Below are 13,822 nucleotides of genomic sequence, written 5' to 3' on the forward strand. Positions count from 1 at the left end.
TGATGTGGGTCAGATGATAAGGTCGTCGGCATAGACCGAAAGGACCCATCCCGGCAGGTAGGGAGCTGCCTGCAGCAGGTGGCCCCTTTCAAAGACCAGAACCTGCCGAGGCGGTTCGTTGAGATGTGAATTGTCAAAGACCATGCCCCGGTCGGCACGGAGGACGGCTTGCCGGATCAGCGGCTGCCCACGATCGTAGCGTGCTCGAATCTTTTCTTCCGGGACATCATGGCCGCCTTCTTCGGTGCGTCCCTTGACCCGCGCCACCGAGAGATCGGGACTGTCGACACCGACATGCATGACAATGACGATGTAGCCATGCGTTCGCGCTCTTTCGATGATCTCCAGCTTCGATGGGTGAGAGAAGACAGTCTCCGTCGCAAAACTTTGCCTGCCTCAAACATCTCCGCCCGGCGGTCGCGCGCAATCTCGGCGGCTTTATAAGCCGCTTCCATCGAGTTGTCCTTGAGCTCCTCGCGCTGAATGATGTCGGCATTGATAAAAGGACCCGCGAAGCTTGGAGCAACGCGGGTCTGGTAGAGAGTCGACTTGCCGGCGCCATTTGGTCCGGCAAGCAGGACAAGACTGGGTCTCATGCGGCTGCGTCATCCTTTGCGTAGATGAGGTTGCCACCTGCATCGAGACCAACGCCGCGACCCAACATTCTGCGTTGAGCAAAGAACTCTTGTTCAGCCGTCGTCGCTTCAGCCATCTTGGTCGTGAACGCATCGAGCCAAGCCGCTTCTTCATCCTCTTGGAGTTCGGTCGTATCGAGCCGGCCCTCCAGCGCCAGCTTTATCCGGCCGTAGTCGAAGGTCCCGGAATGCTCGATTGCTCGCCCGATCTTTACCCAATGGGTGATCTGACCGGCAACAGATCGGCTCTGAAGATCGGCTTCGCGACGGATGAGCGCCATAATGTCGTCAGCAAGTTTCACGGATTGAGCCATGGTCATCTCCTGCGTGACTATATGGGTAGCAAAATGCCACCTGAAAATCAAGGTGCGGGGCGGACGAGCCCCCAAGGCTGGTGATGTCGACACCTTCATGGCGCAGAGGCCGGTGTGGGGGATGACCGAGATTTGCTACAGAGGCGCGACCTGAGTGGTACGTGGCCAGATTTCAGAAGCGCTGGGCGTGGGTCGAGCTTGTGACCAAATTGAACTGATCTGTAAATCACGCCTGTGGTCGACTGGATTTTAGGCTTCGGAGGCGGCTCGACCATGAGATCGAACAGGGGTCAAGGCTTTACATGAGCGGCGGGCTAAATTATATATTCTCCACAAGGAGAATGATTATGGCCAGCACATCACACGCCTACACGCCAACCGAAGCGGCGGCTGTCAGCGAGATCGCTGTGAAGTCGGTGCACAATGCGATCGACAAGCGCATCATCGAGACTCATCTTGTTGGCAGCAGGGGGCGAGCACTCACCGATGAGGATCTGCTTCGGTTGAAGCTCTGGTATGGCGTCGGATCGATCTTGTCTGCCGAGCGGCGCAAGCGCCTCTTCGACACCATCGACCAGAACCCCGATGCCGAAACCGTGAGGGCAGACGATTATCTCATTATCGACGTTGCGCGGGCACGAGAACAACTGGCCGCGCGGGCCGAGGCGCTTCGAGAAGCCGAACGAATGATTGAAAGCGTGAAAGGCGTCGTGGGCGGCGAGCCGGTTTTCAAGCGAACCCGTGTTCCCGTGCGAACGATTGCCGCGATGAAGATCCAAGGCGCAAGTACAGCGGAAATCGTCGAGGGCTATCCTTCGCTCACCGAGCGCATGGTGGAACTTGCCGAGATCTGGGTTGCGGCCCACCCCGCCAGAGGACGTCCGAAGAAGCTTTCGGAGCAGGGCCTGAAGGTGAAATCCGTGAAGCACCTGAGCCTTCGGAGCGAGAACGCCTCAAAACCGTCTGGCTCGACCTCGTGAGGTTTCTTATCGATGAATGCCTTCACACGTCTCTCGTGGCGGTGGCTCAAGCGCACGGCCACGATTGTTTTCATGTGAACTGGCTGGGACTGAGCGGCGAAACCGACTGGGACCTGATGCCTCGGATCATCGAGGAGGATTTTACTTTCGTAACGAACAATGCCCGCGACTTCCGGAAGCTCTACGCCAAGGAAGAGCTGCACGCGGGTCTGGTGATTATCGTCCCGCAGGTGCTGCCTGTGCTGCAACGAGACTTGTTTGCCATCATACTGCAGGATTTGGCGGACACCCAGGATATGGTCAACGAAGTCATCGAAGTGACCCTCGATGGCGAAGACGCTGTTCTCACGCGCTATTCGCTTCCAGAGGCATAGCGGTCTTCCCACGGAGATCATTGTCCTCCAATCGTCGACAGGTCGATCCGCATCTCGGCCGATCCAACGTTTTCGCTTTTCTCGACGCTTTGAGCGTCTGTATCGGCAGCCGGTAGGCATAAAGGGAAGGCGCCTGGCGATCAACATGCAATCGCCGTCGGGTTGGCCGCTTAAGAAGCGCGCCGGATGTGGCGGGCGAGGGAGGTGAGAGGGGGAGGGGGGAAGGGGTGTTCGCGACGGGTTAAGGTGGTCGGAGAGAGGCTCCGGCCGGCCCGTCATGGAGAACCGACATGGCTCAGGCCATCCAGAAAATTACCCTTAGCGCGGCGCGCGACATTCCCTTCAACAAGCTGGTCCTCAGCCAGAACAACGTTCGCCGGATCAAGGCCGGCGTTTCGATCGAAGACCTTGCGGAAGACATCGCGCGGCGCGGCTTGCTTGCCAGCCTCAATGTCAGGGCTGAGCTCGACGGCGATGGCAACGAGACCGGTTTCTACCGGGTTCCGGCCGGCGGTCGCCGCTACCGTGCCCTGGAGCGACTGGTCTCCCAGAAGCGGCTCGCGAAAACCGCCGGTGTCCCCTGCATCGTCAGCCAGGCGGCAACGCCGGAGGTCGAGGATTCCCTTGCCGAAAACGTGCATCGGGTCGACCTCCACCCGCTCGACCAGTTCCGGGCCTTCCAGACTTTGAAGGAACAGGGGCAGGATGAAGACGACATCGCCGCCCGCTTCTTCGTCTCCGTCGCGACGGTGCGGCAAAGGTTGCGGCTTGCAGCGGTCTCACCGCGCCTTCTCGATCTCTACGCCAGCGACGAGATGACCCTGCAGCAGGTCATGGCGTTCTCGATCACCAATGATCATGTCCGGCAGGAACAGGTTTGGGACACGATTTCGCGCCAGCATGTCCGCGAGCCCTATTACATCCGCCGGCTTCTGACCGAAACGGCAATCCGGGCGAGCGACCGCCGCGCCGTCTATATCGGTATCGAAGCCTATGAGGCTGCCGGCGGTGTGGTCATGCGCGACCTCTTCGACGAGGACAATGGCGGCTGGCTGCAGGACCCGGCCCTTGTCGAGCAGCTCGTCATTGAGAAGCTCAATGCCGACGCCGAGGCGATCAGGTCCGCTGAAGGCTGGAAATGGGTCGATGCTGCCTTCGATTTCCCCTACGGCCATACGTCGGGGCTTCGCCGCTTCTACGGCGAGCAGCCGGAGATGACCGCGGATGAGCTGGAGCGCTACGATGCCGTCAAAGCCGAGTACGACGCGCTCGATGCAGCTTATGCCGAGGCCGAAGACTATAGTGAAGACACCGAGCGCAAACTGGAGGAACTTGGCGGCGAACTCGACCGGCTGAACGACCGCGCTTACGTGTTTGACGGCGACGAAGTCGCGCGCGGCGGCGCATTCATCTCGCTCGGTGCAAACGGCGAGCTCAAGATCGAGCGAGGTTTCGTCCGTCCAGAGGACGAACCGAAGATGGACGTTGATAGGAGCGACGCGTCGGAAGGTGATTACGATGTCGCCGGCGGCCGTCCGACCGGTTCTGCCGACGGCAACGCGGCGCATGGTGTCGGCTCCGTGAATGCCGAAAGCGAAGAAGAGGATGGTTCGCTTCGGCCGCTCTCCGAACGCCTGGTCCTGGATTTGACGGCAACCCGCACCGTGGCGCTGCGCAATGCGCTCGCCAATGATCCTGTCATTGCATTCGTCGCTGTGCTGCACGCCTTCGTGCTGAAGACCTTCTATCTCTACGGGTCCGATACATGCCTGGAGGTGACGCTGCAGAGCGCCCGATTCTCGCAGACGCCGGCGCTTGGTGATACCGCGTGGGCCAAGGAGATCGACCAGCGGCAGGAAGCATGGGGTCAGGATCTCCCCAAGGATCCCGACGCGCTTTGGGGCTTCCTGATCGGGCTCGACGACGCTAGCCGGCAGGCACTCTTTGCACATTGCGCCTCGCTGTCGTTGAATGCGGTCATCGAACCCTGGAACAAGCGCAGCCGCGCGATCGCGCATGCCGACCAGGTCGCACGATCGATCGGTTTCGACATGGTCGAGGCCGGTTGGACGCCAACGGCCGACAACTACCTGGGTCGGGTCACCAAGGCTCATATCCTCCAGGCCGTGCAGGAAGCGAAAGGCGAGCAATCGGCACAGCTGATCGGCCATCTGAAGAAGAGCGATATGGCGCGTGAGGCCGAACGGCTCATCGCCGGAAGCGGATGGTTGCCGCAGCCGCTCCGCGCGGCCGAAGACGTCACCAGCGATGATGTCTCCACAAAGGTCGAGAACACCGGTGTCACTCCTGACGCCGAGGTTGGCGCCGCGCTCCCCGCCTTCCTGACGGAAGACCTCGATTCCTGCGATCGGGACGACGACGCGGATCGAGAAGACGGCTACGGCCATCTCGACGCCGCTGAGTAAACCGATCTCCCCATCTCATCCAAGGCCCGGCCCCACAGCTGGGCCTTTCTTTTTAAGGAGCATTCCGATGCCCGACTATACGATTGAAACCACCTATCGTCTGCCGGTCTTCCGCCATCGCACCTATCGCGCCGAGTCGTGCGATGCCGCATGTCGCGCGGCAATTGAGGACAACGATTGGGACGACGCCCGGCATGACTACGAATCCGCAGGCGAGACTCATGTGACCGGCATCTGGCAAGGCGCCGATGCCGCCTATCGCGCTCCGGCCATCACAATTCGCTCTGAGTTGAAGGAACCGGTTCAGCGCAAGGCGGTGCACTTCGAAATCCTGCTCGGGGTCCTGAAGATCATCCTCGCCGACATCCGGTCGGACAGGCCAACCGCCTCCGATTGGGTCGCAAGAGCGTCGTGGGCGGTCGCCCGCGCGGAGGCGATCCTTGCCGGCGCACCCGATCCCGAATCCCTATCCGGGACGATCATAGGAGGCGAGAGCGATGGCTGAGATCATCGAGACCGTCGTCTATCGGTTCCATGAGCTGTCGGATGCGGCGAAGGACAGCGCCCGCGCCTGGTACAGCGAAGGCGGCTTTGACTACGACTGGTTCGATTTTGTCTATGAAGATTTCGAGCGCATCTGCGAAATCCTCGGCCTCCGCCTCAAGACACGCACGGTCCGTCTCCAGGGCGGCGGCTCCCGCCAGGATCCCTGTATCTGGTTCAGTGGGTTCTGGAGCCAGGGAGATGGTGCGTGCTTCGAAGCCTACTATTCCCACGGCAAGCAGGCGCCGCGCCGGATCAGGAAATACGCGCCGCGGGATGCAGAGTTGCATCGGATCGCCGACATGCTCCAAGCAATTCAGAAGCGCAATTTCTACCAGCTCCGCGCGGATGCCACCCATCGTGGCCACTACTACCATGCCTATTGCATGGCGATCTCGGTTGAGCGGGACAGTCCGTCGTACCAGGCAATGACGATCAACGCGGAGGAAGCCGTCATCGAGAGCCTCCGCGATCTTGCTCGCTGGCTCTACCGGCAACTCGAGCGCGAATACCAGTATCTAACGTCGGACCAGGCCGTCGACGCGGCGATTTCGGCCAACGGCTACACCTTTACCGCATCCGGCCAGCGCTTCGGCTGATCCGCGCCGGTGCGGCCAATCTCAGAGGAAGAGGGCCGTCAGGCGGGGGCGGTCAAGATGCGGCGGAGGGAGAGAAGAAGTCTCGCCCGTCACGGGTGCGGAAACCTGCCGTCGCGAACTCACATCTGACCACATCATCGGCTGCCACCGCCTCCGGCAGTCACCATCCCCAACAGCCCGGCCCAGTGCCGGGCGTTCTCGTTTCAGGAGACTCCTATGAACACGATGATTTACAGCGTTCAACCGGCATCGTCCGGCTTCAAGGTCGAAATTTCCCGCGGCGAACGCATCGGACGGGTTTCATCCGAATGGTTCTCGCGCCCCGACGACGAGCGATACCTGTCGCTTTCCGAACTCCATCATGCCGTCAAGTCTAGGGCCGAGCGAGCGCGTGTCCGGACAGTGGAAACCTCGGCGATCCGCGTCGAAGCGACCCGCAGCAATGCCGAGCGACTAGAACTGGTGGTGCCGGGCGGACGCCAGCCGATCGCGCCGACCCATTGGAGCTACGGCCAGCTTTGCAGCCTGGTCGGCGCTCCCGCGAGCTACATGCGCCAGCTTCCCGCGCCGCTTGCCGCGATCAACCTGCAGCACGGCCTCCTCGACGGCCGCACTGAGCTCGTAAAGACGCTGGAGATGGACGACGGCCGCACCGAGCTCAGGGCTGTGACGGGTCCCGACTATGGCAGGATCTGGGATCACGCGCTCGTCTCGGCGATCATGAACATCGCCGGTAATGGGACTGGAGATACCCTGTGGAAAATACCAGGGGTCCTCGATTGGTCTTCCATGACCCACAACCCCTTCGTCGACATCACCAAAGACACGACGACACTCTATGCCTCCGACCGCGATGTCTTCGTATTTTTGGTCGATGACACCCACCCGATCGAGGCGGGGCGGTTGCCGAACGGCGAGCCCGATTTGTATTTCCGCGGCTTTTATGCCTGGAACAGCGAGGTCGGCTCGAAAACACTTGGAATCGCGAGCTTTTACCTGCGTGCCGTTTGTGCCAACAGGAATTTGTGGGGCACCGAAAATTTCCAGGAAATCACCATCCGGCACTCTAAGTTCGCGGCACAGCGCTTTGCCCATGAGGCAGCACCGGCGCTGACGAATTTCGCCAATTCCTCGCCCGCCGCCTTTGTGGCCGGCATCCGCGCGGCACGCGAGCGGGTCGTTGCGCGAAACGACGAGGATCGCACGGATTTCCTGCGTAAGCGCGGCTTCTCCAAGGCCGAATCCGGCAAGATCATCGAGACGGTGCTTTGCGAAGAAGGTCGCCCGCCCGAGTCGATTTTCGACTTCGTGCAAGGGATCACGGCGCTCGCGCGGGGCAAAGCCCATCAGGACACCCGCCTTGAGCTGGAAGGCAAGGCAAAGAAGCTGCTCGAACAAGCTTCCTGATCGCCTCGACAAACCTTTCAACCAACCCCTGATCGCCCGGCGTTGCGCCGGGCCTTCCCCTTGCTGCGGCTAAGAAGTCGAGACTGGGCTGATCTACGCCTGATCCGTCCCGACCTGATGGGCGCTGAGCAACAACCTGCCCTTCGCTAAATTATGGAGAAATCTCATGAAGACCACCAAAGCGTATCTCGTAGAGCCACTAATCGGGACGATCCGCATCGTGGGGATCCCCAAAGAAAACCGGCTTGCCGTCATCCGAAACCTGATCGGCTGCGATCTCATCGACATGGTACAGATCAATGAGACCCTTGCCATTGTCGTCGACGACAACGGTCTACAGGAGGTCCTGCCTTGCGTGACGCAGCTTCACGGCTATCCGTCGCCGTTCGCCGGCAATCTCCTGATCATCGGTACGGACGAATATGGCGAGACCGTCGATGTCACGACCGAAATCGAAGACGTCGCCAGCCGGCTTACGATCGTCAGGCCGATGTTGCATCCGGTGTTCGAGCCGCTAAACGGCCCGCGCATTTTCGGCACGCGGCTGAGCGCCATGGAAGTGCATGTCGACCAGCGCCCGCCAGCGGTCATCAGCAAAGCCCATTGATCAGAAAGCAATTCCCTGGTTCCGCTGCTAGGGTAGTCTCGGCATATCGCCGTCGGCGACACGCCAGACCCATGGGATCATCTCCGGGCGCGTCTCCATCAACTCCGCAAGCGCTGTCTCGAAATCGTTGCTCGACCCGGTCGGCACGATATACATCGCGACAGGCCCCGACCGTTCTTGGGGCAGCGTGACAGATGCGATCGGTTGATCTACGGCTAGATTGAAGCGCAAGCCCTTCACGCTCTTGCGCCGCCATCCGGACAACTTTTCCAAAAGGCGTTGTTCCTCGACGCTCTCGAACGGAATCCAGTTCTCATTGACCACCATCAGCGCGATTTCCTCCACCGTGGCTATCCCCGCCCCCGAAATCCCGAAGGTCGCGATCATGAGGAGATGGAACTCTTTGTTCGAGCGCCAGAGCTCGAGCTCTGTTTCAAACCTGGCGTTCAGGCGTCTCCAGGTGCCGGCGTCGATCATGAAGGGGAAGGGTAGGTGGCGCACCAGGATTTTCTGGCCGTCTCTCGCAGCGTCGAAGTCCTTCACTTCCGCCACCGCCAGCATGAGTTTACGCGGCCCCGAACCGGACGCTTTCGCGCCGGCAAGTGCCGCCGCACGGCGAGCAGCGATCCCGTCCTTGTCCTCCGGGTGGAAAGCCTCGGGGACAAACAAGATGTCGCTGAGCGGCGCACCGCGAACATTCATTTGGCTAGCCGCATTGACAAGGCTTGCGCGAACACGCCCCCAGCCGCGCTTTCCGCTCCAGAGCGCAGTCCACTCTGTCAGTTCGCCCGTATCCCAAAGATAGTGCAGCAGGGCGCGTAGCGACAATTTCCTCGCTTCATTGCGCTCGCTCTCGGCCGGCTGCGATGGCTGAGCAGCGTTCGCGCGGCTGCCGCGTTTGGACAGGGAAAAATCGAGCTTGAGGATCGACGATCCGGATGCCGCGTCGATCTGGATCGCATTCCCGATCAGTGGGCCGAGACCGGAGAGCTCGTAGGGCGGTTCAAAGGATGAGCAGCCGGCTTCGTGATCCCGCCCGGTCAGCGGCATCCGCTTGACGAGGTATTGGCCGTCAACCTGGGCAATATACATCGGGACCGGCGGGTCCTTGCACTGGCACTGCGGCCGGAGCTTCTGTTCATACGCCTGCGGGAGGACACCCTGCAATTCCGGAGAACCCTCTTCGAATGACCTGCCGCCGATTAGAAACCGCCGCACATTGTCCCTCCTGATCGGTCATTTCAGTCGCACGTGATCGCGCCGACTGCGATGTAACACGAAGCCGGTCGACTATACTAGCGCAGAAAGACCACTATGGGTTATTGCTTCGGCCCGGCAGGGAGCCAACGCAGCGGAATTGGAAGGGAACAACAGTATGGGCCTGAGCTCGCACCGGTCGCAGCCCGTGTTGTGCCGGTGCTGAGCGTTGGGAGAGGGAGAGAGGGGCCGGAATGGGTTGGCCCGGCGAGACTTGGAGAGCGTCCGGGCGGGCCGGTCCTTTCTCGCTCTCGAACAGGGTATCCCATGAACGTGATCTCTTCCACGGCCGCGAACGCTGCGGCCATGCCGGGTGGCACCTCCAACGAACGTTTCCGCGCCAGTAAAATCCGCAAAGCCGGCGAGGCGCTTCTGCTGCTTCTTGAACGTGGAGAGGCAATCGACGCCGCCGATCTCCGCACCAACCTGGACGACGCTTTCGGCGGCTCGGATGCCGAGGGCCTCTGGACCTGGAAAGACGCCTACGAGGCATGCGAAGTCGCGCAGGTGCTCTTCCTGCGCAAGTTCGGTGCGGCGATCGCCGCCCGCTCAAACTCGTCGCAGGCAGCACTTGCGATGTTGACGAAGATCGCGAGCCTGATCCCCAGTCACAGGCGCCGCTCAGAGGAGAGCCAGCAGTTTCAGCAGTTCTCGACGCCGATTCCGCTGGGCTATGTCGCGGCCCGCGCTGCCGGCCTCGTGGCGAAAGACATCGTGCTCGAACCGTCTGCCGGGACGGGACTGATGGCAATCTTCGCCGAGCTTGCCCATGCATGCCTGGCACTCAACGAATATGCGCCTGTCCGGCATGCGCTTCTCGAGCAACTCTTTGCGGCCTCGACGGTCACGCAGCATGACGCCGCCCACATCGACGACTACCTTGACCGCTCGGTGAGCCCGACCGTCGTGCTGATGAACCCGCCGTTTTCAGCCGGCGTTCACGTCGAGGGCCGCGTGGCCGACGCCGCATGGCGTCATCTGACCTCGGCCTTCGCGCGGCTTGCCCCGGGTGGGCGGCTCGTGGCGATCACCGGTGCCAGCCTTTCTTCCGACAACCCGAACTGGCGAGACGCCTTCGTTCGCTTGCACGAGCGCGGCTCGGTCCTGTTCAGCGCCGCCATCGACGGCGGCGTCTATGCGCGGCACGGCGCGACAATCGAGACGCGCCTGACGGTGATCGACAAGATAGCCCCCGCCGATCCAACGAGCTTCGTTGCCTCGCACGGTGTCGCTCCCGATCCGGAAACATTGCTCGCCTGGATCTCCGCCCTTCCGCCGCGTTCCCCGTCCCTCCTACCCATCGGCATCCTGTCCGACTGCACAACAATGGCCGCACGCCAACGCGCTGATACGCTACCCCCTGTGGCGGCCAGCGCGTCTGCGGTGCGCTCTTCGCCTGCTGTCCGTGCCCCGCGTCCCGGGTTCTCGCCTGTGTGCCCTGCCGACGATCAGGTCGTCGAGCTCTCCTACGAGCTGCGCGATACTTCGCCCAAAATCCGGGTTGATGTCGCCGACGGCATTTACGAGCCCTATCAACTGCAGGCGATCCATATCCCCGATGCAAAACCCCATCCGGACAGGCTGGTCGAGTCCGTCGCAATGGCGTCGGTCGCGCCACCCAAACCGACCTACCGCCCGCATCTGCCAAAGCGTGCCGTCACCAAAGGCGATCTTTCCGACGCCCAGCTCGAAAGCGTGATCTATGCCGGCGAAGCCCATTCCGGCTATCTCGCCGGCCACTGGTCCGTCGATGCGAGCTTTGACAATCTCAGGGCAGTGACTCCAAACGCCGAGGGCGCGGTCCGCTATCGGCGCGGCTGGTTCCTGGGAGACGGCACAGGCGCCGGCAAGGGCCGTCAAGCGGCCGGGATTATTTTGGACAACTGGCTTAAAGGACGCCGCCGCCATCTGTGGATCTCGAAATCCGAGACGCTGATCGAGGATGCACAGCGCGACTGGAGCGCGCTCGGCCAGGAGAAGCTGCAGGTCACACCGCTTTCACGGTTCCGCCAGGGCGCGCCGATCAAGCTCCACGAAGGCATCCTCTTCGTCACTTTCGCCACACTGCGAAGTGACGAACGCGAGGGAAAGCGGTCGCGCGTCCAGCAGATCGTCGACTGGTTGGGAGGCGATTTTGACGGAGTTGTGATCTTCGACGAAGGTCATGCGATGGCAAACGCTGCGGGCGGCAGGTCCGAGCGCGGGGAAAAGGCTGCTTCGCAACAGGGCCGCGCCGGTCTGCGTCTGCAGCGTGCCCTTCCCGATGCCCGCGTCGTCTATGTCTCCGCGACCGGTGCATCCGAAGTCGAGTCGCTTGCCTATGCCGAACGGCTGGGCCTCTGGGGAGGCGCCGACTTTTCGTTCTCGACGCGATCCGAGTTCATTGCGGCGATCGAGGACGGCGGGGTGGCGACCATGGAAGTGCTTGCCCGCGATCTCAAGGCCATGGGCCTCTACGCCTCGCGGTCGCTCTCCTTCGAGGGCGTCGAATACGATATCCTCGAACATGCGCTCACCGACGAACAGGTACGCATCTACGATTCCTACGCCGAGGCTTTCCAGGTCATTCATAATCATCTCGACGCGGCGCTCGAGGCCTCCGGCATTTGTAGCAGCACGGGCACACTCAACAAAAGCGCCAAGGCCACGGCGCGTTCAGCCTTCGAAAGCTCGAAGCAGCGTTTCTTCAATCATCTTCTGACCTCGATGAAGACGCCGGCGCTGATTGGTGCGATCAACAACGATCTGGACCAAGGCCACGCCGCGATCGTTCAGATAATCTCCACCGGCCAGTCGCTCACCGAACGCCGGCTGGCAGAAATCCCGACCGAGGAGTGGGGCGATATCCAGGTCGACGTCACACCGCGCGAGATCGTCGCGGAATATCTCAACCATTCCTTCCCGATCCAGCTTTTCGAGGAATATTCCGACGACCAGGGCAATCTGCTGTCGCGGCCGGTCCATGATGCCGACGGCAATCCAGTCCTTTGCCGCGAAGCCGTCGCCCGCCGAGACGCTCTCCTTGAACGGCTCGGCAGTCTGCCTGCCATTCCAACGGCGCTCGACCAGATCGTCCAGCACTTCGGCACGACCCGCGTTGCCGAGATCACCGGCCGCACGCGTCGGATCGTGCGCCGTGACGGCAGCGGCGCGATTGCCCGCTTTGCCGTCGAGAACCGGCCGGGCAGCGCCAATCTCGACGAGACGCGCGCTTTCATGGATGACGAGAAGCCGATCCTGATCTTCTCCGAAGCCGGCGGCACGGGACGCTCCTACCATGCCGACCTCGGCGCCAGGAACCAGCGGCTGCGGCTCCACAATCTCCTCGAGGCCGGATGGCGGGCGGACGTGGCGATCCAGGGGCTGGGACGCAGTCATCGTACCAACCAGGCGCAGCCGCCGCGTTTCCGCATGATCGCCACCAACGTCAAGGCCGAACGGCGATTTCTGTCGACCATCGCCCGGCGTCTCGACACGCTTGGAGCGATCACGCGCGGACAGCGGCAGACCGGCGGGCAGGGGATGTTCCGCTCCGAGGATAATCTCGAATCCCAATATGCCCGCGATGCGCTCAGGCAGTTCTATAGGCTCATCCATGGCGGCGGTATCGAAGGCTGGTCGCTCGAAACGTTCGAGACGATCACCGGCCTGTCATTGACGGCAGAGGAAAATAGAATCAAGGACGAGCTGCCGCCGATTCACACCTTCCTCAATCGGATGCTGGCGCTGACGGTTCGCATGCAGAACTTGCTGTTCGATGCCTTCGAGCAATTGCTCGCCGCCCGTGTCGAGGGCGCGATTGCGTCCGGCGTTTACGACAAGGGGCTGGAGACGCTTGTTGCGGACCGCATGACGGTGAAGGATCGGCGGCTGGTCTATACCCATCCGGTCACCGGCGCGCAGTCGCATCTCTTGACCATCGAACGCATGGATCGCAACAGGCCGATGGTGCTTTCCGACGCATTGGAACTCGCCGCGCATGATCGCCAAGCGAAGCTTGTGATCAACGGCAAGTCCGGCCGCCCGGCCGTCCAGGTTCCGGCTCGCTCGGTCATGCTCGATGACGGATCAATTGAGCCGCGGGTGGCGCTCATCCGGCCGATGGACGAGATCCGCTTCGAGCTGCGTCAGCTCGAAGAGACGAATCGGGAGGAAACGGATAAGCAAACCTTCTCTGCCGCCTGGGAGGCCGAGGTCGCCAATCTCCCCGAATTTTCGCTTTCGACCATGCACGTTGTCTCCGGCCTGCTTTTACCGATCTGGAAACTGCTGCCGCAGGATTATTGCCGGGTCTATCGCCTTCAGACCGACGAGGGTGAGCGCATCGTTGGCCGTCTGATAACGTCCGAAGGGCTCTCTCGGCTGTGCCGGAATTTCGGGCTCGACCAGACCGAAGTCGTCAGCGCCGATCAGATCTGGCAATCGCTGCTCGCCGGATCCTCGGTTGTCGGACTTGCCGGCGGCATGACGCTGCGGCGTGTCCGGGCAATGAACAACTACCGCATCGAGCTCACCGGCTTCACCGACGGCATGCGCGACAGGCTCCGGGCAATCGGCCTGTTCTCGGAAATGATCGCCTGGAAATTGCGGTACTTCATTCCAAAGTCGGAGGAAGGACCGGCGATCCTGTCGCGCCTGATCGAACGGCATCAAGTTGTCGACGTCGACGGCCGGGGGTGA

General features: G+C 61.6%; 10 protein-coding genes and 1 pseudogene. 8 read left to right on the top strand and 3 right to left on the bottom strand.

All coding sequences use genetic code 11. The features are described from left to right. Window positions 1-9: 9 nt before the first annotated feature. Window positions 10-596: pseudogene (locus tag NL154_RS27915) on the bottom strand (zeta toxin family protein). Next, on the bottom strand, window positions 593-949 hold the full coding sequence (locus NL154_RS27920) for a TA system antitoxin ParD family protein (RefSeq protein ID WP_430960481.1): 357 nt from the start codon (window positions 947-949) through the stop codon (window positions 593-595). Before NL154_RS27920 ends, NL154_RS27915 begins: the two are co-directional and overlap by 4 nt. A 347-nt stretch (window positions 950-1,296) precedes the next feature. Here NL154_RS27920 and NL154_RS27925 point away from each other — a divergent pair, with 347 nt between their 5' ends. The 7 genes from NL154_RS27925 to NL154_RS27955 all read left to right on the top strand — a co-directional run bounded on the left by NL154_RS27925 (window position 1,297) and on the right by NL154_RS27955 (window position 7,885). Beyond that, window positions 1,297-1,929, top strand: a complete 633-nt coding sequence (locus NL154_RS27925; protein ID WP_430961999.1) for a DUF433 domain-containing protein — start codon at window positions 1,297-1,299, stop codon at window positions 1,927-1,929. Then, window positions 1,926-2,303 carry a DUF5615 family PIN-like protein gene (locus tag NL154_RS27930; protein WP_430960483.1) on the top strand — a complete coding sequence of 126 codons (378 nt, stop codon included), beginning with the start codon at window positions 1,926-1,928 and terminating at the stop codon, window positions 2,301-2,303. The genes NL154_RS27925 and NL154_RS27930 overlap by 4 nt, the downstream gene beginning before the upstream one ends. 290 nt (window positions 2,304-2,593) lie before the next feature. Beyond that, window positions 2,594-4,729, top strand: coding sequence for a ParB/RepB/Spo0J family partition protein (locus NL154_RS27935; RefSeq protein ID WP_430960484.1), 2,136 nt, complete (start codon window positions 2,594-2,596; stop codon window positions 4,727-4,729). A 67-nt stretch (window positions 4,730-4,796) separates the two neighbouring features. Continuing rightward, window positions 4,797-5,234: a hypothetical protein gene (locus tag NL154_RS27940; protein ID WP_430960485.1), complete on the top strand. Its 438-nt coding sequence runs from the start codon at window positions 4,797-4,799 to the stop codon at window positions 5,232-5,234. Then, window positions 5,227-5,871, top strand: a complete 645-nt coding sequence (locus tag NL154_RS27945) for an antitoxin of toxin-antitoxin stability system (RefSeq protein WP_430960486.1) — start codon at window positions 5,227-5,229, stop codon at window positions 5,869-5,871. The genes NL154_RS27940 and NL154_RS27945 overlap by 8 nt, the downstream gene beginning before the upstream one ends. A gap of 216 nt (window positions 5,872-6,087) precedes the next feature. Beyond that, on the top strand, window positions 6,088-7,278 hold the full coding sequence (locus tag NL154_RS27950; RefSeq protein ID WP_430960487.1) for a DUF932 domain-containing protein: 1,191 nt from the start codon (window positions 6,088-6,090) through the stop codon (window positions 7,276-7,278). A 166-nt stretch (window positions 7,279-7,444) separates the two neighbouring features. Further along, window positions 7,445-7,885, top strand: a complete 441-nt coding sequence (locus NL154_RS27955; protein ID WP_430960488.1) for a DUF3846 domain-containing protein — start codon at window positions 7,445-7,447, stop codon at window positions 7,883-7,885. A gap of 27 nt (window positions 7,886-7,912) precedes the next feature. Here the strand turns inward: NL154_RS27955 and NL154_RS27960 are convergent, their stop codons facing one another. Then, the gene (locus NL154_RS27960) at window positions 7,913-9,103 is read right to left on the bottom strand and encodes a DUF1173 domain-containing protein (RefSeq protein WP_430960489.1); all 1,191 of its coding nucleotides are present in this window, start codon (window positions 9,101-9,103) and stop codon (window positions 7,913-7,915) included. A 306-nt stretch (window positions 9,104-9,409) separates the two neighbouring features. Here NL154_RS27960 and NL154_RS27965 point away from each other — a divergent pair, with 306 nt between their 5' ends. Then, entirely contained in the window at window positions 9,410-13,822 is a 4,413-nt protein-coding gene (locus NL154_RS27965; RefSeq protein WP_434734545.1) for a strawberry notch-like NTP hydrolase domain-containing protein, read from the top strand.

Origin of the sequence: Rhizobium sp. YTUHZ044 (assembly GCF_051123975.1) — a bacterium.
Lineage (GTDB): Bacteria > Pseudomonadota > Alphaproteobacteria > Rhizobiales > Rhizobiaceae > Rhizobium.

What these genes read in the sequence shown, in the direction of transcription:
- NL154_RS27965 (WP_434734545.1), top strand. Translation starts at nt 9,410, where the DNA reads ATGAACGTGATCTCTTCCACGGCCGCGAACGCTGCGGCCATGCCGGGT.
- NL154_RS27935 (WP_430960484.1), top strand. Translation starts at nt 2,594, where the DNA reads ATGGCTCAGGCCATCCAGAAAATTACCCTTAGCGCGGCGCGCGACATT.
- NL154_RS27920 (WP_430960481.1), bottom strand. Translation starts at nt 949, where the DNA reads ATGGCTCAATCCGTGAAACTTGCTGACGACATTATGGCGCTCATCCGT.
- NL154_RS27925 (WP_430961999.1), top strand. Translation starts at nt 1,297, where the DNA reads ATGGCCAGCACATCACACGCCTACACGCCAACCGAAGCGGCGGCTGTC.
- NL154_RS27950 (WP_430960487.1), top strand. Translation starts at nt 6,088, where the DNA reads ATGAACACGATGATTTACAGCGTTCAACCGGCATCGTCCGGCTTCAAG.
- NL154_RS27940 (WP_430960485.1), top strand. Translation starts at nt 4,797, where the DNA reads ATGCCCGACTATACGATTGAAACCACCTATCGTCTGCCGGTCTTCCGC.
- NL154_RS27955 (WP_430960488.1), top strand. Translation starts at nt 7,445, where the DNA reads ATGAAGACCACCAAAGCGTATCTCGTAGAGCCACTAATCGGGACGATC.
- NL154_RS27945 (WP_430960486.1), top strand. Translation starts at nt 5,227, where the DNA reads ATGGCTGAGATCATCGAGACCGTCGTCTATCGGTTCCATGAGCTGTCG.